The sequence below is a fragment of the Sporomusa sp. KB1 genome (assembly GCF_007830295.1).
GTDB lineage: Bacteria > Bacillota > Negativicutes > Sporomusales > Sporomusaceae > Sporomusa.
In genome coordinates, this window is record NZ_VLKC01000001.1 from 715602 (window position 1) to 741566 (window position 25965).

Here is a 25965-nt window from a genome sequence, read left to right on the forward strand (position 1 = left end):
TCGCCTCCCCCTATACTATATTAAATTATCTTATATTCAATGCTGTTTTTACCACCATCGGCATATCCTGTTTACCGCATACTCTCGTATGACGAACAGCCTTGTGCTCAAGCTCAGCAAGTGCTGACGGCACCGGTCTATCAATAATTTCGGATAGTTGCTTTAAAACAGCAAACTCAGACTTATCACTAACGCGCTCAGCTCCGACTAATGCATTTAGCACAGTTTGATTAAATTTAAACGGACTAGCAGTAGACACAATAATATTTAACGTAGTATCGCCGGTCTGCCGGCGATAGTTTTCGGCAACCTGCCAAGCCACTGCCGTATGCGGATCAAGCGCATAGCCAAACTCTTTATGTACCCGGCCAATGGTAGTTGCTGTTTGAACATCATCGACCCAACCTGCCGGAAACACCTCTTTGATAGCTGCTAAGTACTCATCACCAATGCGATATTCCCCGGTGACATTGAGTTCTTCCATCCACTGGCTGACTTGCTTGGAATCCTGATTGGTAACTTGGTACAGCAGCCGTTCCAAATTACTTGAAATCAAAATATCCATCGAAGGTGAGTACGTTTTATAGAATTGCCGATTACGACTATATACACCGGTTGTAAGGAAATCAGTCAATACATTATTACTATTTGAGGCACAAATCAGTTTGTTGATGGGCAATCCCATCAGCTTAGCATAATAGCCTGCCAAAATATTACCAAAATTTCCTGTAGGAACAACAAAATTCACTTTATCGCCTTGCGTTATCTGCTGATTTTTCACCAAATCGGCATAAGCGCTGAAATAATACACGATTTGCGGCACTAACCGGCCCCAGTTAATAGAATTAGCTGATGACAACTTAAACCCGTCATTGGCAAGTTCGGCGTTAAAAGCGTTGTCGCTAAAAATACGTTTTACACCTGTCTGGGCATCATCAAAGTTGCCTTTCACAGCAAATACTTTGAGATTCTCCCCTTCCTGCGTAACCATCTGCAGGCGTTGAATCTGACTTACGCCCTCTTCCGGGTAAAAAACCATGACCTGGGTTTGTTCCACATCCTTAAACCCTTCCAGAGCGGCTTTACCCGTATCCCCGGAGGTAGCAACAAGAATAACAATTTGGGCCTGCTCGCCAATTTTCTTGAGCGCACCAGACAGCAGTCTGGGTAATAATTGAAGTGCCATATCTTTAAACGCGCTGGTCGGGCCATGCCATAATTCTAATGCAAACGTCCTGTCGCTAACCTCAACAACAGGTGCCACTGCCGGGCTGCTAAACTTACCGCCGCCGTAAGCGCCAGCTACACAGCTTTTTAATTCGTCCTCTGTATAATCAGTCAAAAATAACTGCAATATGGCAGCTGCCCGCTCTTGATAGCTAAGCGATTGTAATCTTACTATAAACGTCTCATCTACAAGCGGAATAGCTTCCGGTACAAACAAGCCGCCATCAGGGGCTATCCCTTGTGCAATGGCCTGAGCCGCCGTCAAACGATCAACCTGGCCGCGTGTGCTAAGATACATACAAAGTCTCCTCCCAATAAAAGCAATAGTTATAATTATTCTTTAGCATTAACAATATGCTTCCCTGTCACAGTCCCGCCATTATAACAAACAAACATGTCAGCTGCAAAATCAAGTACATTATTCAATTCTGCGGTACTGACACTTTCATCAGCGTAAACAACAGCTAACAGTTTACGCGTTGCCAAAGTAACTGCCGTCCGCCGTGAATCTGCGGTAGGATTACCAAATACGCCAAGGCTGTCTGTTAAAAATGGTTTATCATCAGTGGAAACATTTTTGCCGGCTATGCTGGTATAATGCCCTTCTGTTGCCAGCATGTAACTACAATCGCCTACAATCTGCTCTAAATCATAGAGACCAAATGGCAATAAAAATTTGATGGAGCAATAGTTATTGACATCTACCGCGCTATTAACATAGTACAAATTTTTTTTCTGCAATACACGCCTCACCAACGCTTCTGATGCGGGTCGATAACGTGATGGATCAAAGTGCAGCTTTTTGTACATATTACGGACAGCCAAAATCCGGGGAAGCTTTGGCAGTCCATCCATATTATATGCCTGACCGACTGCTATTTGCAGCCGATCAAATTCCTGGCTTAAGGCTGGCGGCGTACCCTTGACAGCAACATCATTAATAGTCAAATATCCCAAGCAGCAATTAGGTACGACCTGACTAATACTTTCTTGAATCGTAATTTTCATAATAAAAACAAACTCCTCCTGGATAGTTAGCTATTAATTTTTACTACCGCGAGTAATCGAACAAACCTGAGCATTTACAGCCTGCACTAAGTGTTCAGGTGAAAGGATAATCTGACAGCCTCGCATACCAGCACTAACAGCAATTACTTGCCACTTTGCTGCACTTTTATCTAAAAAAACCGGATAACGCTTTTTAGGTCCCAGCGGTGAAACGCCGCCGCGAATATACCCAGTGAGCGGCTGAACCTCTTTTAGCGATACCATTTCTACTTTCTTATTGCCGCTGGCGACTGCCAAAAATTTAAGATCAAGCTCGGCAGCTCCAGGAATACAGGCCATAATAATACCGGTTTTATCGCCTCTCAATACCAAAGTTTTAAAAATCTGTTCATCTGGCATCCCCACTTTTTCGGCCACATTTTTTGCACTCAAATCAGTTTCGTCAACCTCATATTCACACAATTCATAGGCAAAATGAAGACCATCCAATATTCGGGCAGCATTTGTTTTCATAGCACCATACGTTCTCCTCTAATTATCTAACTCTATAATCATACTATACTATTCACAAGCATTCTATATATAATTAATTTCTTTCAATATTAGTTTATTGCTTTTGCATTTTTTTCACAGTATAGTATTGATTCCTCTATTTGTCAATGAAGTGAGATTTGCTTTGGTTGGCGGGTTACCCAACTGAAATTTAGACGAACTTATCCGATGATCAAGGTGTTCTAAGACTCCGTTTGTAGAACACCTTGATCATCAGATAAAGAGAACGAGCGCGGTAAGCCGCGCCCGTATCCGCTAATCAAGGTTCATATATTTTACTTTTACATTAGGTATTTGCTGCAGTTCTTGTTCTAGCTGTTTTACTGGCACCTCCTCACCACATAACTGTAGTAAAATAATGCCACTGTTGGTACAGGAACTTACAGCCGCATCATGAAGCCCTAACCGCACCCGAATATGGCAGCCATAATTTGTAAGTACATCCTGAACCTTTACCGCTGTTTCCACACGATTGTCTTGAATAATAGCCATAATTATCGAGCAATCAGCCATTGTAAACAACACCTCCTATTATATTATTTATATACATTTTGTCATAAATTATAATAAATCCTTCTTATAATTTGCTATAATCAGAAATTTTCCAACATAGCTCCTCCCTATAGTTAAAGGATTTTGCCATATTTTATTGAATAACACTATTGCACTCCTATTATATAGTATGCTAATTCTTATACTGTGAGGATTTATGAACGAAACAGCCGAAAACCGTAAAATAATCCATCAGCCCTTTGAGTATCTTGTCCCTGGAATGCAGTTATCCCGTGATGTCTGCTCCACTGATGGGAAAGTGTTAGTTAGTAAAAACAGTATTCTTACTCAAAGCACGATTCAAAAATTAAGCAATTGGCAAATACCCAGTGTTTTCGTCTATACTGAGGTAACCACCCTTAACCCCCTTCTTGATCCAAAGCTGCAAAAATTTCTTAATACATATAATCAATCGGTTTCCGTTGTCCAACAGGCTTTTGACGATATCAGAACGACCCAGAATATTCCTTTAGACGCCTTTACTGTCACTGCTGATGAACTTGCTGCCGGCGTCGCCGAAGCTGGCAACGTAATTGACCGCTTATACAATTTACCTCCTTGTGATGACTATACTATATACCATAGCGTCAATGTTAGTGCCATCTCTGCTCTTATTGCCACTTGGCTCAACTATCCGCCGGATTCCGTTAATGCCATCTCTTTGGCCGGATTATTGCACGATGTTGGCAAATCACGCTTGCCGGTAGAGCTGTTAAATAGGCCTAACCGGCTTCCGCCAGACTTGTATGAACAATATATGCAGCATGTTGCCCATGGGTATGATCTGGTAAGTAAAATTCCTAATATCTCGCAAAGCATTACTGCAGCTGTTTTCCAGCATCATGAACGGCGGGATGGCAGCGGTTACCCTGGCGGTATTACTGACTACTACATCCATCCCTATGCCAAGATTGTGGCTGTGGCGGATTTATATGATGAAGGAATGACAATCAACTGCGAGAATCCACAGTTAAAGCTAAGTCCCTATCTTAGCCTGCAGAAACTGCGCGATGAGGCTTATCGGCTAGACCCCAAAATTTGCATAACCTTTATTGATAATATGACGAATTTTTTGTCAGGCAACCGGGTAATACTCACAGACGGACGCCAGGGCCGCGTGGTCTATATCAACAAATATCAGCCTGCACGCTCAATGGTTCAATTAGATAATGGGATAGTCCTTGATCTATCCGAACAGAATGAACTTACTATTCATTATATAGTGCGTTAGACCAACCGCCCCCCTTAGGCGGTTTATTCTAATAATTATTAATCTATCTGTTTAACATAGTTACAAATAATATAGTCGAAGTAGTAACTGTTAGAAGGACAAGTGCAGTCAGGCAGCGAAAAAATACTATATGTCATATGTACGATAGAGGTGAATAGTTTTTGCTCAAAATTGCTTTAGGCCAGATGGAGGTTATTCCTGGTAGACCAGATTTAAATACCGATAAAATGCTGATCATGATTCAGGATGCCTGTAACCAGCATGCTGACATGATTATTTTTCCCGAAATGGCCATCCCGGGTTATTTATTAGGTGATACCTGGGAACAAATGTCTTTTCTGCAGGATTGTGAAGATTTTGGCCGTCAGATAATTGCTGCGTCCCAAACTATTTGCATCATTTTCGGTAATGTTGCTGTGCAATGGGACAAACACGGCGATGATGGCCGGGTACGCAAACATAATGCCTGCTTTGTGGCTCACCATGGCCAACTTCTCGCCACCCGCATCAAGACGCTGCACCCCAATTACCGTGAATTTGATGACACCAGGCACTTTTTTAGTCTGCGCAAACTGGCCCTTGAATGCAAGCAGGATATTGAAACCCTGCTGATACCTGCGAAAGTTACTATCAGAAATAAAGAATATAGTCTGGGCTGTATTATTTGTGAGGACGGCTGGAATGATGATTACAATGTTGATCCTATTGCCGCCCTTCAGGCTAATGGTCCCCTTGATTTGATAATTAATCTCTCTAGTTCCCCATTTACTCTGGGTAAAAACAATAAACGTAACCGGGTATTTTCCAGGCAAGCCCGGGAAATTGGCATACCACTTATCTATGTAAACACTGTTGGCCTCCAAAACAATGGTAAAACAATATACACCTTTGACGGTTTCAGTACAGTATATAACCGCATGGGGGAAATTATCGCCTACTGTCAGCCTTTTACAGAAACTCTGGATTACCTTGACCTTGCTATTAACGCAAATGATCAAGACCTGCCATCAATCAGCGTACCTAATGATTTTACCATTGACAGCTTATATCAGGCTGTCAATTATGGGATCAGAAAATTCTTACAGTCAATTGGTATGACCAAAGTTGTCATCGGCCTATCAGGCGGCATAGATTCAGCAGTAAATGCCTCACTATTTGCCCGTATTTTAAACCCGGAAAACATCCTGCTGGTCAATATGCCTAGTAAATTCAACTCCAAAACCACCAGGGATTTAGCCGCCCAACTGGCAAAAAATCTTGGCTGCCTATACACAGTAATGCCTATTGAAGAATCAGTCGAATATACTGCCTCCCAAATCAGTGGTACACCAGTCACCAATCTGGCCGATGGTCGGCAATTTAACTTTCTGGTATCTTCCTTTGTCCTGGAAAACATTCAGGCCAGGGATCGTTCTGCCCGATTATTGGCAGGCATCGCGGCTGCTTTTGGCGGCGGTTTCACCTGCAATGCCAACAAAACTGAGCTTTCAGTCGGCTACTCTACCCTCTATGGCGATCAGGCCGGATTCTTAGCCGCATTGGCTGACCTATGGAAACATCAGGTCTATCAATTGGCTGACTATTTAAATACCCATGTCTATGAGCGGGAAGTGATTCCCCAGGCAATCATTGATTTAGTGCCAAGTGCAGAGCTTTCTTTTGAGCAATCGGTTGACCAAGGCAAAGGGGATCCCATTATCTATCCCTATCATGACTATTTATTCCGCTCTTTTATGGAATATTGGAACCGCGCTACGCCGGAAGATATTTTAGTTTGGTATAGCCAAGGCCCTGCTGTGCTAGAACAAAAACTAGGCTGCCAGGCTGGTCTTGTTAAGCGATTATTTCCCAGCCCGCGTGAATTTATTGAAGACCTGGAACGCTGGTGGCGTCTCTATACCGGTATGGCAATAGCCAAACGCATTCAAGCCCCGCCAGTATTGGCTGTCAGTCGCCGGGTCTACGGTTTTGATCACCGCGAAGCGCAAAACAGTGTGTATTTTACTCAAAAATACCTAAAAATAAAACATACCCTACTATCCGGAGATCAGTGAGGGGTACGGGGCACGGGGTACGGAGCACGGGGCACGGAGCACGGGGCCGCCTGTGCCGGGTTTTGGACTTGACACCCCTTGTTTTATAATGCCTCCGCGACTCCCAAAACCTATACTTTCTTATTCTATAAAAACACGACAAAGGCAAAGGGATAATCCCTTTGCCTTTGTCGTGTTTTTACTACTATTTTATTAACATCCGTAATAGCCAGATGCCAATGAACACGGCACTAATTACCGATAGGATAAGCAGAAGTACAGGCAGAAAAAAGAATAACAATACGGCTAAAATAGCGGCTACCATCAGATTTCCAGCCCAGCCGTAAGAACCAAAGGAAAGATTGATTCGTTTAACCCGTGGCGCAGCGCCTGATTCATAACTGCTCTCCTGCCCGTGGCGGGCATGAACATTATCGCCTTCAATAGTAATACCGTTAAAACCATCCCGTTCCTGACGGCTTAATACAGTAACTCCCAATGTATGGCCGCAATGCGGACAGGTATCTGCTCCGTTTTGTATTAACTCATTACAGTAAGGACATTGCATGGTTTACCCCTCCTGACACTTATTGTAGATCATACAGCAAGGAAATCATGCCTTCTTCACTTAAATATCTGGGATCATATTTTTCCAGCTTTAATACATCGAAAAGTCTATTGCTGCTGGTACTAATACTTGATTTACCTACCTTCATTTCTTCGACTAACACGTTTATCGGCATATCGGCCTCACCATTATTAATCCTGGAGTAGACCTGAATGACAGCAGCAGCCCATACAGCTGGTTTGCGGACATTTACGGTAGTAATCCGGGAAAAATCCTGCCACATCTTCTGTGCCAAAACAGTATCATGCAGCGAATAGCCAAATTGGGGCATATAAGTTGCAATGGATTTTGTTACTGCCATATTAACGTTTTTTTCATCAGTTACCGGCTGCGGAAAGTTGCGTTCCATCTGTGCGTAAGAAGTAACATTAACCCTGGCCCAGGTAGCTAGAAGGTCAATTGTGTGTCTTACAGCATTAGCATGCCGCTCAATAAAGTCACCCCAGGTAACACCCGGTTGTTGCAACTCTAACATAGCTTTCTGGCGATTAATTTCTTCCTTGATCCGTCGGCGCAAATTACTACTAATTTCAACACTGGTAATGAAATTAATCATAACCAATTCGTGTTCCTCTTGCTGCAGAAAGACATGTCCATAAAATAACAATTTCTTTACAAGTTTATAATTATAATTTGGATTAGGCAAACGAATTTTTTCGTCAGTCAGCAGATTAATACAATCAACCCACTCCTGATTAACTACGCTCTCAACGTAAAATACTGTAAACTTGGCTCCCATAAGCTCTTTCAGTATCTTTTGTTCCTCGTCATTCAACTGCTTACTACAATCCGATTCAAACTGCGTTATCGGCGTGCGGTCATTTGCCAGTAAATGATAATCAAATAAAAAATAATCCCAAAACCCCAGCCAGAATTCATCGTCATTTTCATTGTCCGGCATTTGCCCAAGCGGTCCTAAGTATAGTGAAAGCGCCCGGTCAAAATCATCAATGAAATTTTCTCGCTGGAAATAAGAACTAAACTTATGCATCAACCGTTCTACCGCTTCACCAACTATGCTGCCGATATCTTTCGGTATCGTAGTAAGTGATGCTTCTTTGGGCAGCAGGCTTTCCTCGTCCCCTGGTTCAATAAACTTAAGCTGCTTACCTCCAGTCATAAATGCCGCTGCCTGTTCAAGTTCCGTAGTATCAAGATGTATTTTTTTGGTGGCCAAATAATCATAAAACTCTCGCAATACATCAAATAAATGATTTACCATCTTAATATTGGGTTTAAACTCTTCTGTTTGTACAATCATCCATTCAACAGCCAAACTATACTCGACAGCTGTCAGCTCATTAAGGGTTATATCACCTGAATAAGACAAATAAGATACAAACATTTGCAGGTTGTGCCACCTATCACTCAATACCTGGTCATCGGCGCCCTGCCAAGCCTTCTGACGCAAAAAACCTTCAATCCATTCTCGCTTTATTGCTGAATTCCATTCAAGCTCTTCAAAAAAGACCTGGACTTCATCATAGACATTTTTTATGTTGGTCATGGTAACTATTTAACTCCTTTAAGCACGTTAACGAACCTTATTATAACACGTTTACCCCCTCTAAACCAGTAGTATTCCACTTATTGGAATTGTTTTCCATTAGTTAGTGCATTTAGGAATGTTTTCCCACTCCTTGTCTTAATTGACAGATCACTAACAATCACACGCATAACTGATATACGGCCCGCTTCTGTACTATATCCACCCAGCGAGTGAATGGCATATTGGCGGCCATCCTGTTCTTGACCCAGATACATCATAACATGGCCTGGCATATAGATAGCATCCCCTGGCTCCAACTTATTGATTTGCGCGACTCGGTCACTTCCTGAAAATGCAATAGTCCGGCCAGCGGTCAGCTCCTGTTCATCGGCATTGCGCGGCAGTTTTAAGCCAAAACTCCGGTATACATCAAGCACCAGCGAAGAGCAGTCCCAACTATCATGCATTCCGCCCCAGCCATAACGCTGACCCTGTAATTTAAACACCTGACTGATAATATTAGCTCTGGTATAGGGCAGATACCCGCGAACCACCTGATTATCCACCGGCACTGCAGCCAGCTCGAAAACTAACTCTCCCTGAGGACCACGTACCGGCAGCTTAACAGCATAGTTTCCTGTCTTACCTTGTTTTTCGCGCAGCAAAGAATCCTTGCTGTCAGCCAGCGGCAGTTTGGCTCCCATGGCAAACACAGTATCCCCGATGGTAATTTTACGGGCTGTCACTGTTAAAAATTCCGCTGTATCAAGATACTTCAGCCACTCCTGCCGATTGACAGCAATAGCTAACGCCTTGGCTGGCAGCCACCCCCGATAGTTATAGGTTTGGACATAGTACCAATCTTTGTTCAAGCTTTCATGCAATATAACAACAGGTTCAGCCGGATCAATCGCCGTTTCCTGCCACAAGTCAAATTCATGATCATCACTCTTGTCGGCCACAAAGTCATTTGAAGGATAACTCCTGATATTAGCACGAGTCACAGTGAACGCAAACCGCACAAGGGTACTGGGTGCAATCGCATCTATATTACACTTAGCCGCAAGTGTGCTGTAATAATCAGCTGTAACCGTTTGACCATTTACATATTCCCTATCCTCTGGCTGCTTAGGTACAGTGATCAGGCTTACCAGTTTTTCCTTTGACAATTTACTTGGGTACTGGCGCAAATCAAAAACTGTATCAGGTGACTTATCGATTACCGCCTGATTAAAGGCAGCAATCTCCTTTTGTTCCAAAATTACTCGATTAGGTTCTTGCAATTTACTAATCCAATAGGTTTCATTAAGCATCGCCGGGACAACATTAGGCATCACCCTATATGCATCTGCCGCCGCTACCGGCCATACAATGGCTGCCAGGGTAATCATGGTAACAAACAACATCAATCTTTTCATTCTTGACTTCCTCCTTCATTCGGCTAATCAGCCACTCATTTCCATTAAGCATAATTCACCAATTTACCCGCACTATCCTGCAAGCATTGACAGAAATGATTGTCAGCTACCGTGAAAAATGCTATTCTGAAGAAATGAGGGGGATAAGTATGTCTGAACAGTTACTATTAGAAATGATTCAACGACTAAGCGTAGCCGCCACGCTTGCTTTTGTATTATCTCAAACCAGCATATTTCGACGTCTGATTAACCGCCGCAATACTTGCCAGGATGCCCTGCTGCTTACTATTTTTTTTGGTCTTGTCGGCATCTCTGGAACCTATGCCGGTATACCCATCAATGATGCTATTGCCAATTCCCGGGTTGTCGGAGTTATGGCGGCCGGCTTTATCGGTGGACGTTTTATGGGAATATCAGCTGGCATCATTGCCGGCGGCCATCGTTACCTCTTAGGCGGCTTCACTTCCTTTTCCTGCGCGTTAGCCAATATTTGCGAAGGCCTGCTGGCCGGCATGATTCACAAACACTACCCAGGGCGGCCAATTCCCTGGTGGCTCGCACTTGTTGCCGGTGTTTTTGGGGAAATCATGCAAATGGGTATTATTTTATTAACAGCACGTCCCTATTATCTTGCTGTAGAACTTGTCAGCGAAATTGCTTTACCCATGATTGTTGCCAACTCACTGGGCTTGATGGTATTTATGCTGATTATAAAAACAGCCACTGAGGCGCAAGAAAAAATCAGTGCCGAACAATCCCATAAGGCACTTCATATTGCAAACAAGACATTACCTTATTTAAGGCGCGGCCTTACTGCAGAATCGGCGCAGGCAACAGCCCATATCATTTTGGCTACCGCCGGTTATGATGCCATAGCTATTACAGATACCGAGAAAGTAATAGCGTTTACAGGCGCGGAAAGTTCTCATCATGCCCCTTCTGTAAATACCAGTCTGACAACAGCCACCCGCCAAGCGCTTGCCACCGGTCAAGTGCAGCTTGCCCGGGACAAGTCCGAGATCGGTTGCGCCCACGCTGGTTGTCAGCTTGCAAGTGCTATTGTTGTGCCACTAAAAAGCGCCGACAGAGTGATTGGTGCTTTAAAGCTATATTATACCCATAAGAGCAACCTCGGTCAGGCAGACATCGTTTTCGCGACCGGCCTGGCCCACTTATTTTCTACCCAGCTTGAACTTACTGAGATTGACCACCAGGCTAAAAGGGCTGACAAAGCCAGAATGAAAGCCTTGCACGCCCAGATTAATCCCCACTTTTTATTTAATACCCTTAATACCATTACTTCGCTTATTCGCACCAAGCCTGATTTAGCGCGAGAGTTGCTAATCAAATTAAGTATGATCTTCCGCTATACACTGCATAAGACCGGGCAAAATATTACCATCAATGAGGAACTGGCACAAGTCCGCGCTTATCTTGCTATTGAACAAGCCCGCCATGGTGAAAAGCTGGTGGTAATAGAAGCAATCGAGCCCGAGCTTGGTCATTACCTGATTCCATCACTTACCATCCAGCCGCTGGTAGAAAACGCCATAAAACACGGCTTGCAGCCCAAACCTACCGGTGGCTCGCTTACGATTAAAGCTATTGATTGCGGGGACGATATCGAAATGAATATTATTGACAACGGTGTTGGTATGGATTTAGCAGCCCACAATCCACTTGAGCATCCAAGTGGTGAAAGTATTGGCTTAATCAACGTGCATGAGCGCCTCTACGGGCAATATGGCAGTAGTTATGGCTTAACACTTACCAGCCAACCTGGCCAGGGGACTACAATTACATTGCGTTTTCCCAAATGCCTTACTGACGAGGTGGATGATTGTGCTTAAAGCCATTATTGTTGATGACGAACTACCGGCTCGCGACGAACTAAAATTTTTGCTGTCCCAGCTGCCGGCTATCACCGTGATTGGTGAGGCGGACAACGGCCCGGCAGCAGTCGGCCTTGCAGCCCAGTGCGACCCTGATGTTGTATTCCTGGATATTCAAATGCGGGGCATGAGCGGCCTTGATACCGCACTAGCCCTGCGAACAGCCGCGCCACAAGCCCTTATTGTTTTTGCCACCGCCTATGATGAATATGCACTTAAAGCATTTGAAATAGGCGCTGTTGATTATCTGCTAAAGCCGTTTGAAAGTGAGCGAGTAACCTCTACCGTGCTGCGTTTAGAAAAGTATCATCCTGAAGAATGGCAAGTAGCCACCACGCGCCTTGATCAAACGTTGAATTCCGCAGTTCAACAGCCAGTACACAAACTGGCTGTTGAAAAAAATGGCAAAATCATGTTAATTGATTATGATGATATTATCTACATTCATACCCTTACAGGGTTAGTCAAAATTATAACCATAGCCGGGGAATACAGCTACTCTGGCACGTTGACAGAACTACAGGAACGTCTGCGGGACACGCCTATTTTACGCGTACACAGAAGCTACCTTGTCCATATGGAAAAAGTTAAGGAAGTCATCCCCTGGTTCAAAGGTACTTACTGGCTAAAATTGCCTACACCTGGTAATAGCAGCTATATCGAGGTACCTGTCGGCAAAGGCCAAATAAAGAAATTAAAGGAAATTCTGGGACTTAAGTGAACTCGTTCAGCAAAGCTGGACATCGAATCTTTAGGTGGGGGCTCTACCCCACCTAAAGTAACGCCGCCTATAGAGGCGGGATTCTTAACTCATCGGCCAAAATAAATTAGCCAAAAATATATCTTGACTTTACTAACATATCATGATATATTAGTAAAGATTATTGTCCATGTGGTTGTAAGCCCCTATTTAGAAAAAGTAGCTTTCCGAATTCTCTTTGTTCTAATTAGTAATTGGTAGTAGTCGAAGGTAATTGCGGCTGATTACCCATTTAGAATTAAGGAGGAACTAGATATGAAACGTATTATATCATTAATTAAACGCTTAAATTTTTTAGGCTATTGCACCTTTGAAATTGAAAGTATAATTAAAGAAGCGATTGGTATTGGCATCATCAGCAACTTAAGCAGTAACCAAGAACTTGCTGTTATTGAGCATCTCGAGCTGTACGAGCAATTAGGGCTAAATTATCTGAACACTTATAGTAAATAAGTAAGTATTAAAAAAATCCGCGTTCACTAAGCGAACGCGGATTTTTTTATGTGGGTCTAGGCAATCTTTTTTTGAAACTTCACGATACTGATAGACAAAGCTACCAGAATATATACAATCAGGGCAAAGACCTGCGACCACAGGAAATTGATGCCAATCCCTTTAAGAACAATTCCTCGCAGTATTTCCAGATAGAAAGTCAGTGGCAGCAAATGCCCCAACTGGTAGAAAAGCTGCGGCATAGCTTCCCGGGGAAACATGAACCCAGATAACAGCACGCTAGGCAGAAATACAAAAAAAGACATTTGCATAGCCTGCATCTGAGTCCTGGTTACCGTTGAAATGAGCACTCCCAAAGACAAAGAAGCAATAATAAATAGTGTGGTCAAACTGTAAAGCAAGACAATACTGCCCTTCATCGGCACAGCAAACACCAATGCGCCTACTACCAGCGCTAAGGTAGCCTGAACATAACCAACAAAAATATAGGGAATGATTTTCCCCAGAATCAATTCATGGGATTTCATCGGCGTTACAATCAATTGTTCGAGTGTACCCCGCTCCCGTTCACGAACAATAGCCATTGAGGTAATCATGACCATAGTCATGGTCAATATAATCCCTAATATACCTGGCACCATGTAAAATGCAGAAATAAAGTCAGGATTATACCAGGGGCGAATGCGAATATCAATTGGCGAAGTTACCTGCTTTCCCTGCGAGATTTGCATCTGTTTTAGCAGTATTTCCTGGGAACGCAGCTGCCCGATTAATTGCGCCGACGAAATGGCCGAAGAGGCTGCCATTGAATCAGAGGCATCGACAATGACCTGAACAGCTGCACTGCGCCCATGCTTAATACTGTCCGTATAATCCGGGGGAATAATAATGCCTACCTTGGCCTTACCGCTCTCAACAGCCTCGTTTACTTCCTGATAATTTTTTGCCACATACTTCGTATCAAAATATTGACTGGCTTGAAAGGCAGACAGCAAATCACGCCCCTCTTGCTGCAGCGATTGATCAAAGACAATCGTAGATAAATGCTTGACATCGGTATTAATTGCAAAACCAAACAACAACAATTGCAAAATAGGCATGACTACCATCATAGCAAAAGTCAACCGGTCACGCCGCATTTGGATAAACTCTTTAATTAGCAAGGCTCTCAGACGAATCATACGCTCAGCTCCTTACGTTTGGCCTTTACATAGTAAACAAAAACATCCTCAAGCGACGGAATAATTACCCGATAGTCATAATTCTGATAATCTGTTAATCGCGCTTCATCGACGAGAACATGGACACTGGTTCCATAAGGATACACATCCAGAACCTCGCGCTGCTCGGCCACCAGTTCACTAAACAACCCCATGGGGTCCTGTGTTGGAATTTCAAGCAGCGTTCCTGGCAAATCGCGTTTGAGATTGGCGGGTTTGTCGTCTGCGATTAAACTACCTTCATAAATAAATCCGATAGCATCACAATGTTCGACTTCATCCATGAAATGAGTAGTAACCATCACTGTCGTGCCTTGGTTTGCCAGCTCATAAATAATATCCCAAAACATGCGGCGGGACTTAGGATCAACGCCACCTGTTGGTTCATCCAAAAATAAAATCGACGGCTCATGCAAAATAGAACAGCCTAATGCCAGTCGCTGCTTCCAACCACCGGCAAGGTTTGCCGTCATTTCCTGCCGACGGTCTTTCAGTCTGGCCATGTCCAGCATATGCTCTATCCGCTCCTGCCGCTGAGGCCCTTGCAAACTATACAAACCAGCATAAAACTCAAGGTTTTCAATCACTGTCAGGTCGTCATACAAACTAAACTTTTGTGACATATAGCCGATTTTTTCTTTAATCGCTTCGGCTTGTGCTGCCAAATCCAGCCCCAGGATCTGCCCACTCCCACTCGTGGGGGCTAAAATTCCGCATAACATGCGAATGGTCGTCGATTTTCCCGAACCATTAGGCCCCAAAAAACCATAAATACTGCCTTGTGGAATTTTAAGGCTAACCTGATTAACAGCCACAAAATCGCCGAAAACCCGGGTAAGGTTTTCTGTTTCTACAGCATACATTACGGTTCCCCTCCCCCTGCCAGGTGAACAAATATATCCTCTAACGTCGGTGAAATCTCACGGAGAGCATATCCTGTCACTCCGTCTGCCTGTAGCGCGGCTTCAACTGACAGATTAACTTCGGCATTAGGTGCAGTTACCAAATGATAATGATCGCCAAATGCATTAATGTCCAGAATCGGACACTTTGCCAGCAGTTTTTTTATCTGTTTACCCTCCGCTTTAAGCTCCAGCAGACGGAAAGGATATGCCGCCTTCAAGCGGGCGGGCGTATCGCAGGCCACAAGCTGGCCCTGATTCATAAATGCCACCTGTGTACACAGCTCAGCTTCATCCATATAAGGGGTAGAAACAAAGATTGTCATGCCTTCTTTGTTCAGCCGGTACAGCATTTGCCAAAACTCTCGCCGGGAAACAGGGTCAACACCTGTGGTAGGCTCATCCAGAAAAAAGACTTTCGGCCGATGCATGAGCCCGGCAGCCAAGGCCAGCTTTTGTTTCATACCACCTGACAAATTGTCAGCCAAACGGTCCTTGAAGGGCAACAGGTTAGTAAAAGCCAAAATTTCCGTTCCCAACTCATTTATCCGCTGCTTATCTGCTCCGTATAAAGCTCCGATAACGCGAATGTTTTCCATAACAGTGAGATCACCGTACAGACTGAATTTTTGCGGCACATAGCCGATTTGAGCTTTTACACTCTCGGCATTTTCACTGCCAAGCAGACTTATACTGCCTGATGTTACTGCCATAATACCGGTAATCATACGAATTGTCGTAGTCTTGCCTGCACCATCAGGCCCCACCAAGCCAAAGATTGTCCCGGCCGCAACCTTCATACTAAGATTATCTACAGCCGTCAAAGCCCCAAACCTTCTGGTAACATTGGTAAGGGTAATCATTTAAGCACCACATCAGCTGGCATACCAGGCTTTAAAATCCCTTCGGCATTATCAAGCTGTACCTTGACCGCAAACACCAGATTGGCCCGCTCGCTTTGTGTAATACTCTGACGGGGAGTAAACTCGGCGTTTTGGCTAATTTCTTTGATTTCTCCGCGGAATACTCTGCCCAGAAAAGAATCTACTTTCACTTTAGCCTCCTGCCCAATAGCAATCAATCCTAATTGGGTTGAAGACACATATATCTTTACCCAACAATCAGTCATATCCCCCACTGTCAAAATGGCGGCTCCCGGATTAACATACTCACCGTTTTCAAAATTTTTAGAGAGAATTAATCCGTTGATCGGACTGATGACCACCGTATCTTCTAATAATACCTTGCTAGCTGCCAGCACCGCCTTACTGCGCTCCAGTTCCAGGCGCTGCGCTTCAATAGCTTCCGGCCGGTTGCCTTCATTTCCCAGACTTAGCCGTTGATTAGCTGCAATCATACTACCATAAGCCACTTCCATGTTGGAACGGGCGGTATCCAGCTGCTGCAGCGAAATTGCGCCAGATTGATACAGGCTTTGATAGCGTTCATAATCCTGTCTGGTTTTTTCATACGTCGAGCGGGCCGAATCCAGCAGAGCACTTAGCTCTTGCCGCTCCTGGCTTCGCGGCCCGGCTTCCAAATCCCGCAGTTGCGCAGCCGCCTTGGCAAGTGCGGCTTCATCCCTGACAACCTGGGCTTCCAAATCTGCTCTGGTTATCTTGGCAACCTTTTGCTGAGCCTCAACCGCATCGCCGGCCTTTAGCTCTAGTCCTGACAAATAACCGTTCACCTTTGGCATAACATCGGCCCGCGTTACTTCGATTGTGCCTGTAGCCGTAATACCGGTTTCCGCTGGTCTTAGATACTTATACGCCGCCCCCCCTGCTACCAGCAGGGCAAGCAGAACACCAACCAGTATTTTTTTATTTATCACCACACTCTTTCACCCCACTCAAAAAAATTTCTACTGCTTGCACAACAAAATTTTCCCCCTGTACAGTACCATCAGGCACAAAGCGCCGCGAAATAGGACGGGAAATAAAATAAAAGTTCAACATACCTGCCAAGGCCAAGGCTGCGGCATTAACATCCATATCCTTACGAAATTCACCGCAATCAATTCCCTCGCGTATTGTATTTGTCAAAAACCCGTAGACGCGGTGAATATACTTTTGAATAAGCGGTTCGAAAAAGCGGGAGGGACTAATAATCTCGCCCATAAGAAATTTAGTAAAAAAGGGCATTTTACCATGTACCATGGTTACACCTTGTGCATACTTGATGATTTTTTCGGTCGGTGAAGCCTTTATCCCCGAAACAGAGTCCAACAATATTCCAATAGGCGAAAACTGCTTTTCAAGAATTGCCGAATACAAACTCTCTTTCCCGCCAAAATGATAGGATATCAAAGCACTATTTGCGCCAGCTTCTTGTGACAGCTCCCGTATCGATACCCCGGCCAACCCTCTTGCGGAAAATAATTTCTCCCCAGCCTCAATCAATTTATCTCTTGTATCTTTTTCCACAAATCCACTCCCCTCACTCAATTAATTAATCGATTGATTAAATTGTAGCCAGCAGCATTATCCTTGTCAAGAAAAACCTCACCCTCTTTTTTTGAAAAACCAAAAAGGAAGAGCACCTGCGGTACCCTTCCTTTATTTAATACTATCGGAGAAAATAGGAATTTGCTTAAGCCTGTTATCTATTTATCGAACACAGAGGTGCAATTGGGGCAACGCGTAGCCTTGCTATTAATACTAGAGAAGCAATGCGGACATTCCTTGGTTGCCGGCGCTGCCGGTGCTTCTTTCGGCTTGGCACATATCCGGTTTATCTGGGTTATCAAAAGAAAAATTGCAAAAGCTACAATTGTAAAATCAACAATGCTATTAATAAATAAACCATAATTTAAAGTAGCCGCACCAGCTGCCTTCGCCGCTGCAAGGGTAGGATAATTGGTGCCTGATAAGTTGATAAATAAATTAGAAAAATCCACCTTTCCTAACAGTAACCCCACCACCGGCATTAAAATGTCATTAACAAAAGAAGACACTATTTTCCCAAAAGCAGCCCCAATGATAATACCTACAGCTAAATCAAGAACATTTCCCCGCATTGCAAATTTGACAAACTCTTTAACCATATTCTTAACCTCCCAAAATGTATTTTAACTAGAATATATCGTAAATTGTACCACTTGTCGATGAAAAACACTGTCACAGAATTTATCCCAAGCTTGACGTACAAAGAAAAAAGTAGGACTATAGTAGTATACTTTTGCATTTGGAGATGAAGTCTATGAATAAAATTTCTGTACCAGCCAAGTATATCCCACCCCTCGTGATAACCGTCCTCCTCATAGCAGGGCTATTGGGAGTCCGCTACTTCGGTCTTTTTTCATTTGGACATGTTGTACCGCAACAGCAAGGACCAGTCACTGTTACAACTGCACCTGTCAGTATCATAAATAAAGAAGCAGCAATCATACTGCCCGGTTCTGTTCAAAGCCGCCAGGCAGTCATAATTAGTGCCGAAATTTCCGGGCACCTCAGTGAGGTAACTGTAGCCGAAGGCCAGCAGGTACAAGCCGGACAATTGCTTGCTCATATTGAAGGCTCCGCAGCATCTGCCGGCATAGAAACAGCAGCTAATCCTATTCCGTCCAGTCAAAATGAGGGTTCACGGCAGCAGGCCCAAGCCAATTATGACAATATTGCCAAAGAATATGACCGTTATCAGAAATTGTATCAAGTAGGCGGCATTGCACGCCGGCAATTTGAAGATGTGTCCGCCCGCTTACAAGCTGCGCGCGAAGCCTTATCCAGCACCCAGGATACCCAAGATACAGCGTCTTCCAGCAGCTCCACACGACTGCCTGGCTCGGTTAACCTTACTGCTCCAATTAGCGGCAAAGTCACCGGACTTGCCGCCGCTAACGGGAAAACAGTCCAGACAGGCCAGCAGCTAATGGTATTAGACACTGGTGGCGATGTTCGCGTCGTTGTTCACCTTGAACAAAAGGATTTATATCTTGTCTCCTCAGGCACCCTGGCTGAAATTGTAGTCAATGATTCAGTACCTCAATCGCTCACCGGTCAAGTCGAAGCCATTTATCCGGTAGTTGGGACTGACACGCCATCATTCCTTGCCCATATCAGGGTCGATAATACCAATGGCCTTCTCAAAGCAGAACTCCCGGTACAAGTTCATCTGAAAACCGGCAATTCAGTACCTGTTCGTGCCGTACCGCTATCAGCCGTTTTTCAAGACCAGGAACTCAACTATTTGTACCTGGCCATTGATGGCAAAGCCGTCCGGCAGCAGGTAGATGTAGGCGCCACTATCAATGACTTCGTAGAAATCACTTCCAGTTTACCGGAGCAGGCCCGCATTATAACCAGTGGTATAAACAATCTAAAAGATGGCGATGCAGTAGCACTCCCTTAAAAAAATAAAAAAATCGCCTCACCCAAAGGTAAGACGTAAGAGGTCATGTCATAGGGATGCGTTTCCTAATGACTTTTATAGCATACATGAATATTGTTAGAAAAGAATTATAAAAGCGCAAAAAATACAAAAAAATTTCAACAAGAAACCGCCAGACCTTACACAGGCCGGCGGTTTCTATGCAGTAGCACGTAAACAGCCTTAGAAGCGGAAGTCGCGTTTTCCATCGTTAAGTTCTGTCAAATGCTCAATGGCAATCTTACGAACTTTTTCATTGGTAATACGGGGAATTTCGTTGGCAATTACGGCCTCACCCTTTGCTTTGGTATCTGCCGAAGCATAGTCCTCTAAGTATTCCTTAAGCGTCATAAGGGCATTCGGCTGACAACAGTTGGCAATTTGTCCTGTCTTTACCAGACTCATAAACCTGTCACCTGTACGTCCTTCACGGTAGCAAGCCGTACAGAAGCTGGGAATATACCCCAAAGTCAACAGCCAATTTACAACTTCATCCAGAGTACGGCTGTCATTTACATCAAACTGAGCCGAATTATCGTCTTCTGCTTCTTTTTCATAATATCCACCAACACTAGTACTGGAAGCGCCGCTGACTTGGGATATGCCTAATTCCAGCACCCGCTCACGGGTTTTTTGGGATTCACGGGTAGAAACAATCATACCGGTGTACGGAACAGCAATCCGGAGCACAGTTACTATTTTGGCGAATATATCATCAGAAATAGCATTGCTAAAGTTTTCGGGGTCAATATCATCCGCAGGGCGAATCCGCGGAACACTGATGGTATGCGGGCCAACTCCCATAGCCGCCTCTAAATGTTCAGCATGCATAAGCAGACCAACAAAATCATAGCGGTACATATTTAAGCCAAACAAGACGCCTATGCCAACATCGTCAATCCCGCCTTCCATGGCACGATCCATAGCTTCAGTATGGTAGGCATAGTCTTTCTTTGGCCCGGTTGGGTGCAGCTCTTCATAGGCTTTTTTATTATAGGTTTCCTGGAAAAGAATATAGGTCCCAATGCCTGCTTCCTTGAGTTTACGGTAGTTTTCCACAGTTGTTGCGGCAATATTGACATTAACACGGCGAATAGCACCATTTTTATGTTTAATACTGTAAATAGTTTTGATGCTTTCCAAAACATATTCAATCGGATTATTAACAGGGTCTTCGCCTGTTTCCAACGCCAGCCGCTTATGCCCCATGTCCTGTAAAGCAGTTACCTCACGTACAATATCCTCTTGTGAAAGCTTTTTGCGGGAAATATTTTTATTTTTAAAATGATAAGGGCAGTATACACAGCCATTTATACAGTAGTTAGAAAGATATAACGGAGCAAACATTACAATACGGTTTCCATAAAGCTTTTGCTTGATTTCTTTTGCCAATGACATCATTTTTTCATTCTCATCTTCTAAGTCACACTCCAGCAGCACAGCCGCTTCACGGTGAGTCAGACCTTTGCAATCCCTGGCACGTTCTATAAGGCTGTCAATAAGTTCACGATTGCTTTTGTTTTGTTGAGCAAAAGCCAGCGTATCCAACACTTCCTGGTCGTCAATAAATTCAGTAGCAATTTTTGATTTACAATTATACATTAGAAACACTCCTTTTATTATTGTTTATCTGCGATTGGAGATAGCTTAGAATACACGGTTTTACTATTGACGTGGGGAATCATTCCTAACTTGCCGGAGAGAGCACTGATAATATCATTGGGAGCATCCATGACAATACTAATTACTGAAACATTACGTTTGGAATAAGGAATTCCCATTCTCCCTACAATGTACTCGCCATATTCGTGAAGAATATCATTTATCTTTTTGACGGAATCCTTGTTTTCAACCACAATTCCAATAAGCGCAATCCTTGTTTCCATAAGGCTTTTTAGCTCCTTAAAAATATAATATAAAAAATCCTTGTGACTCAAAAGGCCACAAGGATAGACGTCAATGATTAAGGGAAGCAATATCCAAGGCTATGCTTCTCCCTAAATTACACCTATTCTCTCGCCTTCTCATTTGGGACGAACCCTCATGCAATCAGCACGATACTTTGTTTTAACAATTTACCTATGGTTTGCCGCAAGAAAAAATGAAACTCATTTCATCTTAAACAGCTTACCTAAATATTGACTAAATCGTAACATATTTTCAGATAAAAAACAATACTCACATTTCTTTTACCTGTATTACTTCCTCATATACAAAGACAAACTCCTGCCAAACAATTTGGCAGGAGTTTGTCTACTACTGTCTGGCAGCCGCCGTGAGCCTGTCAGACATTAACTACATCACTTCTTCTACATCTTTAGCAGGTTTTATCGAAAACCATACTTTTACGGCATCAACGATAACAAAGACGATGAGAATCATCATTACTACACTGGCACCAGCCAATAACCATTGCGCTTTTGGTACGTAGAATTCAAATATATTGTAGAAACCTGCGGTCATTGCTGTTACAAGCATAAAGCAAAGGGGAATAAGTGTAACCCACAGATATTTTGCTTTCCCCATCCGCAGCAACATGGTAGTGCCAATAGTTAACGCCATGCTGGCAAGCAATTGGTTAGAAAGGCCGAATAATGGCCAAATGGATGCAATCGAACCGCCAAATAGCAGATAACCCCAGGCGAAAGAAATTAAAGCACTAGTGAAGATGATACCTGGAATCCAATGTGCGTCAGCAAGTGGCTTGTACACCATGCCACCAACTTCTTGTAATAAGTAGCGGCCAACCCGAGTACCAGCATCAATAATCGTTAAAATGAACAAAGCTTCAAACATGATCGCGAAATGATACAGGAAGGACATAAAGCTTTCCAAGCCAGGGATTTGGGCAAAAATATGCGCCATACCCACTGCAAGTGATACTGCGCCACCTGGACGACCGGCAATATCTTCACCAACCAGTTGTGCTAAGATTGGAAGTTCCTGAACATTCATCCCCAGTTTTGCAAATACTGCCGGAGCACTGTTAATGGCAAAGTAATCGGCAGGAATCAAGCTGGTTGCTGCAATCAGCGCCATAATACTTATAAAGGCTTCAGCAAGCATGGCCCCAAAACCGATTGGTAAAATTTCGCTTTCGTTAGTTATCATTTTTGGTGTTGTACCGGTGGCAATAATGGAGTGAAATCCGGAAATTGCCCCACAGGCAACAGTGATACAAACAAACGGCCAGACAGGACCGGGAACAACCGGGCCGCCCCCACTGACAAACTGAGTAATTGCCGGCATATGGATTTGCGGATTAACAATGATAATCCCGATAGCCAAAGCACCGATGGTGCCGATTTTCATATAGGTGCTCAAATAATCACGCGGTGCTAATAAGAGCCATACAGGAAGTGCAGCAGCAATAAAACCATATACAGGAAGAATAATATCTAATTGTGTACGGCTAAGTGTGAACAAAGGTGCCCATGAAGAGCCCTGAACCCAAGCTCCGCCAAATACAGCAGCAATAACCATAACCACACCAACAAAAGATGCTTCACCAATATGACCAGGACGCAGATAGCGCATGTAGACGCCGATAAAGAGTGCAATTGGAATAGTTGCACCAACCGTAAATGCACCCCACGGACTGTTAAACAAGGCATTGGCAACGGCAATGCCCATACCTGCCATGGTAATAACCAGAATGAAAATGACGGCAATTGCAGCAGCTAAACCAGCGGAATTGCCGATCTCAGCTTTGGCAATTTCGGCGATAGAACGACCGTCATGGCGAACAGATGCAAATAGGATAATCATATCATGGACTGCACCGCCCATGCAGGCACCAATAAGTATCCAGAGAGTGCTCGGCAAATAACCGAACTGTGCTGCAAGTACCGGCCCAACAAGTGGACCAGCACCAGCAATAGCGGCAAAATGATGTCCGAAAGTTACCCATTTATTTGTGGGTACATAGTCATGACCGTCTTCGTGGACAACAGCCGGAGTCGGGCGCTTAGTATCAAGTGCCAAAACTTTCGCTGCAATGAAGGCGCCATAATAACGATAGCAAAGAGTTAGCACCAAAGCCGAAATAATAACAAGATAAAGACCATTCATAAAGCTTGCCTCCTTAAATTTATTAAATTATTTACTAAAATAAATATAAGGTAAAAATTCGCATTAATAAATACAATTTATATGAATGATCTAAAATGATATATGAATAGAAATATCACCGGGTGAATAGAAATGAGCTACTGTGATGCTCTCACATTCACTTTGACATCATAAAATGTGCTTCCATTTCCCTTATCTGTTAAGCGCTGTGAGGTCAGAGTATTGACTGAACGATTGCCTGGAGCATGTTCAAGCCACCATACTCCTTCAGTGACAACAATCCCAGGCGGAATGTTAGCTGAAATTCGTAATGTAAAAGCTACCTCGCCACGTTCGTTGCTGGCAATAACAAATTGATCCTCTTTCAGCCCCATTTTTCCGGCATCCTCCGGATTCATTTGCAAAAGCATTTTATTGTTCTTGGTCAGGTCTGCTCTTTCATTAAACGATGAGTTTAACAAGCGCATATCAGGCGCATTAACCAGCCAAAATTCGGCATCATCCCCGTGCGGCTTTGTATAGTTAGGCAAAATATCGTCTTCCCGGGGATTGAGAATTTCTATTTTTCCTGATGGAGTCCTAAACTGAGTCTTGTAACCTTCAGGCAGCAGTAATTCCAGTGGTCGTCCTTCCCGCAATGTTTCGAGCTGAGCGCTTACCAGCCAGGAAGATGGTTTAGCCAAAATAGCATCAATTAAATCATCAGCTGACTGTTTAAAGAAAGGTTTATTAATCCCCATTGCGTCTGCCAGCAAAGAAAATACCTCCCAGTTGGATTTTGCTTGTCCTACTGGCAAAATTGCAGGATAGGCGCGCTGCATTACGTAGTTTCCGTAGGAGCGGTACATATCGCTGTGTTCGAGTGAGGTAGTTGCCGGTAAAACGATATCAGCATATTTCGCCGTATCAGTTATGAAACGTTCATGAACAACAGTAAACAAGTCCTCCCGCGCCAATCCCTGTAATACCTGGTTCTGATCAGGAGCAATGGCTGCAGGGTTGGAATGATATACATACAGACTCTTAATTGGGGGAACAACCACTTCATTTAGAGCCTGACCCAGTTTATTCATATTGACCATTCGCGTTGGCTGTTCCTGAAACTCCTCATGAGTTACCATGGTACTCGCAAAAGCCGCATCGGTAGATGTACCAGTCAACAGTCCTCCCCCCGGTTTTCCCCAGGCACCGACCACTCCAGGCAAACAAGTAATTGTTCTAACATTCATTGCGCCATTGCTATAACGGGATAAACCGCTGCCCATCCGAATAAAAGGAGCCCCTGCTGTCGCATACTGCCTGGCTATCTCTTCAATTGTGCCAACAGCAATACCGGTTATCTCACTAACTAGCTCAGGTGAATACTTCGGCAAAACAGTTGTTACTAATTCCTCATATCCTTGTACATATTGACCTATAAAATCCTTATCCGCCAGGTTCTCCCGTGCTATTACATGCATCATACCGAGTGCCAAAGCACCATCAGTACCTGGACGAACAATAATCATTCGATCAGCGATTTTTGCTGTAGGTGTCTCATAAGTATCAATTAGCCACACCTTGGCTCCTTGTTTTTTGGCAATATTTATATCATGCATACTATGAATATTGGTTGCCAGCGCATGAATACCCCAAAGAATAATCAAATCGCTGCTATGAATCTCATTGGTATGAGGCGCCATTGTCTGCCCCATAACAGCATTCCAGCCATATCCTTTGGCTGGGGAACAAATCGTTCGCTCCAGGCGTGAAGCACCTAGGCTATAGAAGAACGGATGTCCGGCGCTGCGCTGCACAACCCCCATGGTCCCAGCATAGGAATAGGGCAGTATGGCCTCGGCTCCATACTGAGCAATAATTCCCTTCCAGTTTGCTGTAATTCGCTCAAAGGCTTCCTCCCAGGAAATCGGCGCAAATTTGCCACTCCCCTTACTGCCAATCCGCCGCAAGGGCGTGGCGATTCGCCGCTCTGAATGGACTGTTCGTTCATAATGAACCATCTTCGGACACAGTGTTCCTCTTGTAAATGGGTGATCCGGATCGCCCTCCACCTTGACAACCCTGCCATCAGCTACATGGACAAGCAGACCACATGTATCCGGGCAATCATAGGGGCAGACTGAGCGTACTATTTTCTTCATATGCGACTCTCCTTTACTAT

23 protein-coding genes are annotated in these 25965 nt (G+C 44.0%); 6 read left to right on the top strand and 17 right to left on the bottom strand.

Going from position 1 to position 25965, the window contains the following annotated elements:
- Positions 1 to 25: 25 nt before the first annotated feature.
- From thrC to SALPA_RS32585, 4 genes are all read right to left on the bottom strand, one after another.
- Positions 26 to 1525: a threonine synthase gene (thrC, locus tag SALPA_RS32570; RefSeq protein ID WP_145088298.1), complete on the bottom strand. Its 1500-nt coding sequence runs from the start codon at positions 1523 to 1525 to the stop codon at positions 26 to 28.
- 35 nt (positions 1526 to 1560) lie between these two features.
- A complete protein-coding gene (locus tag SALPA_RS32575) occupies positions 1561 to 2235 on the bottom strand; it encodes a B3/4 domain-containing protein (RefSeq protein WP_145088300.1) in 675 nt (224 codons plus the stop codon).
- 33 nt (positions 2236 to 2268) lie between these two features.
- Positions 2269 to 2748, bottom strand: a complete 480-nt coding sequence (ybaK, locus tag SALPA_RS32580; protein WP_145088302.1) for a Cys-tRNA(Pro) deacylase — start codon at positions 2746 to 2748, stop codon at positions 2269 to 2271.
- Positions 2749 to 3042: 294 nt separating this feature from the next.
- Positions 3043 to 3300, bottom strand: coding sequence for a hypothetical protein (locus tag SALPA_RS32585; protein WP_094605181.1), 258 nt, complete (start codon positions 3298 to 3300; stop codon positions 3043 to 3045).
- A 196-nt stretch (positions 3301 to 3496) separates the two neighbouring features.
- On the opposite strand from SALPA_RS32585, the gene SALPA_RS32590 reads away from it, so the two are divergent.
- Both SALPA_RS32590 and nadE read left to right on the top strand, forming a co-directional pair.
- A complete protein-coding gene (locus SALPA_RS32590) occupies positions 3497 to 4570 on the top strand; it encodes an HD-GYP domain-containing protein (RefSeq protein ID WP_145088304.1) in 1074 nt (357 codons plus the stop codon).
- Positions 4571 to 4731: 161 nt separating this feature from the next.
- Complete coding sequence (nadE, locus tag SALPA_RS32595) at positions 4732 to 6624, top strand: NAD(+) synthase (protein WP_145088306.1); 1893 nt, start codon at positions 4732 to 4734, stop codon at positions 6622 to 6624.
- A gap of 184 nt (positions 6625 to 6808) precedes the next feature.
- On the opposite strand, the gene SALPA_RS32600 is transcribed toward nadE, so the two are convergent.
- From SALPA_RS32600 to SALPA_RS32610, 3 genes are all read right to left on the bottom strand, one after another.
- On the bottom strand, positions 6809 to 7171 hold the full coding sequence (locus tag SALPA_RS32600) for a zinc ribbon domain-containing protein (RefSeq protein WP_145088308.1): 363 nt from the start codon (positions 7169 to 7171) through the stop codon (positions 6809 to 6811).
- A gap of 19 nt (positions 7172 to 7190) precedes the next feature.
- Positions 7191 to 8738 (bottom strand): hypothetical protein, encoded by a 1548-nt coding sequence (locus SALPA_RS32605; protein ID WP_145088310.1) that lies wholly within the window; start codon positions 8736 to 8738, stop codon positions 7191 to 7193.
- Positions 8739 to 8818: 80 nt separating this feature from the next.
- Complete coding sequence (locus tag SALPA_RS32610; protein ID WP_145088312.1) at positions 8819 to 10138, bottom strand: SH3 domain-containing protein; 1320 nt, start codon at positions 10136 to 10138, stop codon at positions 8819 to 8821.
- 149 nt (positions 10139 to 10287) lie between these two features.
- Between SALPA_RS32610 and SALPA_RS32615 the strand changes: the two genes are divergently transcribed.
- From SALPA_RS32615 to SALPA_RS32625, 3 genes are all read left to right on the top strand, one after another.
- Positions 10288 to 11988, top strand: coding sequence for a sensor histidine kinase (locus tag SALPA_RS32615; RefSeq protein WP_145088314.1), 1701 nt, complete (start codon positions 10288 to 10290; stop codon positions 11986 to 11988).
- A complete protein-coding gene (locus SALPA_RS32620) occupies positions 11975 to 12751 on the top strand; it encodes a LytTR family DNA-binding domain-containing protein (RefSeq protein WP_145088316.1) in 777 nt (258 codons plus the stop codon). Before SALPA_RS32615 ends, SALPA_RS32620 begins: the two co-directional genes overlap by 14 nt.
- Positions 12752 to 13045: 294 nt before the next feature.
- Positions 13046 to 13243, top strand: a complete 198-nt coding sequence (locus tag SALPA_RS32625) for a hypothetical protein (protein WP_145088318.1) — start codon at positions 13046 to 13048, stop codon at positions 13241 to 13243.
- 56 nt (positions 13244 to 13299) lie between these two features.
- On the opposite strand, the gene SALPA_RS32630 is transcribed toward SALPA_RS32625, so the two are convergent.
- The 6 genes from SALPA_RS32630 to mscL all read right to left on the bottom strand — a co-directional run bounded on the left by SALPA_RS32630 (position 13300) and on the right by mscL (position 18411).
- Positions 13300 to 14424, bottom strand: a complete 1125-nt coding sequence (locus SALPA_RS32630; RefSeq protein ID WP_145088320.1) for an ABC transporter permease — start codon at positions 14422 to 14424, stop codon at positions 13300 to 13302.
- Entirely contained in the window at positions 14421 to 15326 is a 906-nt protein-coding gene (locus SALPA_RS32635) for an ABC transporter ATP-binding protein (RefSeq protein ID WP_145088322.1), read from the bottom strand. The genes SALPA_RS32630 and SALPA_RS32635 overlap by 4 nt, the downstream gene beginning before the upstream one ends.
- The gene (locus tag SALPA_RS32640; RefSeq protein ID WP_145088324.1) at positions 15326 to 16228 is read right to left on the bottom strand and encodes an ABC transporter ATP-binding protein; all 903 of its coding nucleotides are present in this window, start codon (positions 16226 to 16228) and stop codon (positions 15326 to 15328) included. Before SALPA_RS32640 ends, SALPA_RS32635 begins: the two co-directional genes overlap by 1 nt.
- Positions 16225 to 17199, bottom strand: a complete 975-nt coding sequence (locus tag SALPA_RS32645) for an HlyD family secretion protein (protein WP_255450694.1) — start codon at positions 17197 to 17199, stop codon at positions 16225 to 16227. The genes SALPA_RS32640 and SALPA_RS32645 overlap by 4 nt, the downstream gene beginning before the upstream one ends.
- Positions 17189 to 17791 carry a TetR/AcrR family transcriptional regulator gene (locus SALPA_RS32650; RefSeq protein ID WP_186450828.1) on the bottom strand — a complete coding sequence of 201 codons (603 nt, stop codon included), beginning with the start codon at positions 17789 to 17791 and terminating at the stop codon, positions 17189 to 17191. The genes SALPA_RS32645 and SALPA_RS32650 overlap by 11 nt, the downstream gene beginning before the upstream one ends.
- A 179-nt stretch (positions 17792 to 17970) precedes the next feature.
- Positions 17971 to 18411, bottom strand: coding sequence for a large-conductance mechanosensitive channel protein MscL (mscL, locus tag SALPA_RS32655; RefSeq protein ID WP_145088328.1), 441 nt, complete (start codon positions 18409 to 18411; stop codon positions 17971 to 17973).
- A gap of 155 nt (positions 18412 to 18566) precedes the next feature.
- Between mscL and SALPA_RS32660 the strand changes: the two genes are divergently transcribed.
- Complete coding sequence (locus SALPA_RS32660) at positions 18567 to 19715, top strand: efflux RND transporter periplasmic adaptor subunit (RefSeq protein WP_186450829.1); 1149 nt, start codon at positions 18567 to 18569, stop codon at positions 19713 to 19715.
- Between the two features lie 201 nt (positions 19716 to 19916).
- Here SALPA_RS32660 and hydG read toward each other — a convergent pair whose 3' ends face one another.
- The 4 genes from hydG to SALPA_RS32680 all read right to left on the bottom strand — a co-directional run bounded on the left by hydG (position 19917) and on the right by SALPA_RS32680 (position 25945).
- Positions 19917 to 21335 (bottom strand): [FeFe] hydrogenase H-cluster radical SAM maturase HydG, encoded by a 1419-nt coding sequence (gene hydG, locus SALPA_RS32665; RefSeq protein WP_145088332.1) that lies wholly within the window; start codon positions 21333 to 21335, stop codon positions 19917 to 19919.
- Positions 21336 to 21352: 17 nt separating this feature from the next.
- Positions 21353 to 21619: a TM1266 family iron-only hydrogenase system putative regulator gene (locus tag SALPA_RS32670; protein ID WP_145088334.1), complete on the bottom strand. Its 267-nt coding sequence runs from the start codon at positions 21617 to 21619 to the stop codon at positions 21353 to 21355.
- A gap of 409 nt (positions 21620 to 22028) precedes the next feature.
- Positions 22029 to 23804: a carbon starvation protein A gene (locus SALPA_RS32675; protein WP_145088336.1), complete on the bottom strand. Its 1776-nt coding sequence runs from the start codon at positions 23802 to 23804 to the stop codon at positions 22029 to 22031.
- A 137-nt stretch (positions 23805 to 23941) separates the two neighbouring features.
- Positions 23942 to 25945 (bottom strand): molybdopterin-dependent oxidoreductase, encoded by a 2004-nt coding sequence (locus tag SALPA_RS32680; protein ID WP_145088338.1) that lies wholly within the window; start codon positions 25943 to 25945, stop codon positions 23942 to 23944.
- Between the last annotated feature and the right edge of the window lie 20 nt (positions 25946 to 25965).

Bases quoted from the DNA above. Each gene is read 5' to 3' on its own strand.
- thrC (WP_145088298.1), bottom strand. From the start codon at position 1,525: ATGTATCTTAGCACACGCGGCCAGGTTGATCGTTTGACGGCGGCTCAG.
- SALPA_RS32575 (WP_145088300.1), bottom strand. From the start codon at position 2,235: ATGAAAATTACGATTCAAGAAAGTATTAGTCAGGTCGTACCTAATTGC.
- ybaK (WP_145088302.1), bottom strand. From the start codon at position 2,748: ATGAAAACAAATGCTGCCCGAATATTGGATGGTCTTCATTTTGCCTAT.
- SALPA_RS32585 (WP_094605181.1), bottom strand. From the start codon at position 3,300: ATGGCTGATTGCTCGATAATTATGGCTATTATTCAAGACAATCGTGTG.
- SALPA_RS32590 (WP_145088304.1), top strand. From the start codon at position 3,497: ATGAACGAAACAGCCGAAAACCGTAAAATAATCCATCAGCCCTTTGAG.
- SALPA_RS32600 (WP_145088308.1), bottom strand. From the start codon at position 7,171: ATGCAATGTCCTTACTGTAATGAGTTAATACAAAACGGAGCAGATACC.
- SALPA_RS32605 (WP_145088310.1), bottom strand. From the start codon at position 8,738: ATGACCAACATAAAAAATGTCTATGATGAAGTCCAGGTCTTTTTTGAA.
- SALPA_RS32610 (WP_145088312.1), bottom strand. From the start codon at position 10,138: ATGAAAAGATTGATGTTGTTTGTTACCATGATTACCCTGGCAGCCATT.
- SALPA_RS32615 (WP_145088314.1), top strand. From the start codon at position 10,288: ATGTCTGAACAGTTACTATTAGAAATGATTCAACGACTAAGCGTAGCC.
- SALPA_RS32620 (WP_145088316.1), top strand. From the start codon at position 11,975: ATGATTGTGCTTAAAGCCATTATTGTTGATGACGAACTACCGGCTCGC.
- SALPA_RS32625 (WP_145088318.1), top strand. From the start codon at position 13,046: ATGAAACGTATTATATCATTAATTAAACGCTTAAATTTTTTAGGCTAT.
- SALPA_RS32630 (WP_145088320.1), bottom strand. From the start codon at position 14,424: ATGATTCGTCTGAGAGCCTTGCTAATTAAAGAGTTTATCCAAATGCGG.
- SALPA_RS32635 (WP_145088322.1), bottom strand. From the start codon at position 15,326: ATGTATGCTGTAGAAACAGAAAACCTTACCCGGGTTTTCGGCGATTTT.
- SALPA_RS32640 (WP_145088324.1), bottom strand. From the start codon at position 16,228: ATGATTACCCTTACCAATGTTACCAGAAGGTTTGGGGCTTTGACGGCT.
- mscL (WP_145088328.1), bottom strand. From the start codon at position 18,411: ATGGTTAAAGAGTTTGTCAAATTTGCAATGCGGGGAAATGTTCTTGAT.
- SALPA_RS32660 (WP_186450829.1), top strand. From the start codon at position 18,567: ATGAATAAAATTTCTGTACCAGCCAAGTATATCCCACCCCTCGTGATA.
- hydG (WP_145088332.1), bottom strand. From the start codon at position 21,335: ATGTATAATTGTAAATCAAAAATTGCTACTGAATTTATTGACGACCAG.
- SALPA_RS32670 (WP_145088334.1), bottom strand. From the start codon at position 21,619: ATGGAAACAAGGATTGCGCTTATTGGAATTGTGGTTGAAAACAAGGAT.
- SALPA_RS32675 (WP_145088336.1), bottom strand. From the start codon at position 23,804: ATGAATGGTCTTTATCTTGTTATTATTTCGGCTTTGGTGCTAACTCTT.
- SALPA_RS32680 (WP_145088338.1), bottom strand. From the start codon at position 25,945: ATGAAGAAAATAGTACGCTCAGTCTGCCCCTATGATTGCCCGGATACA.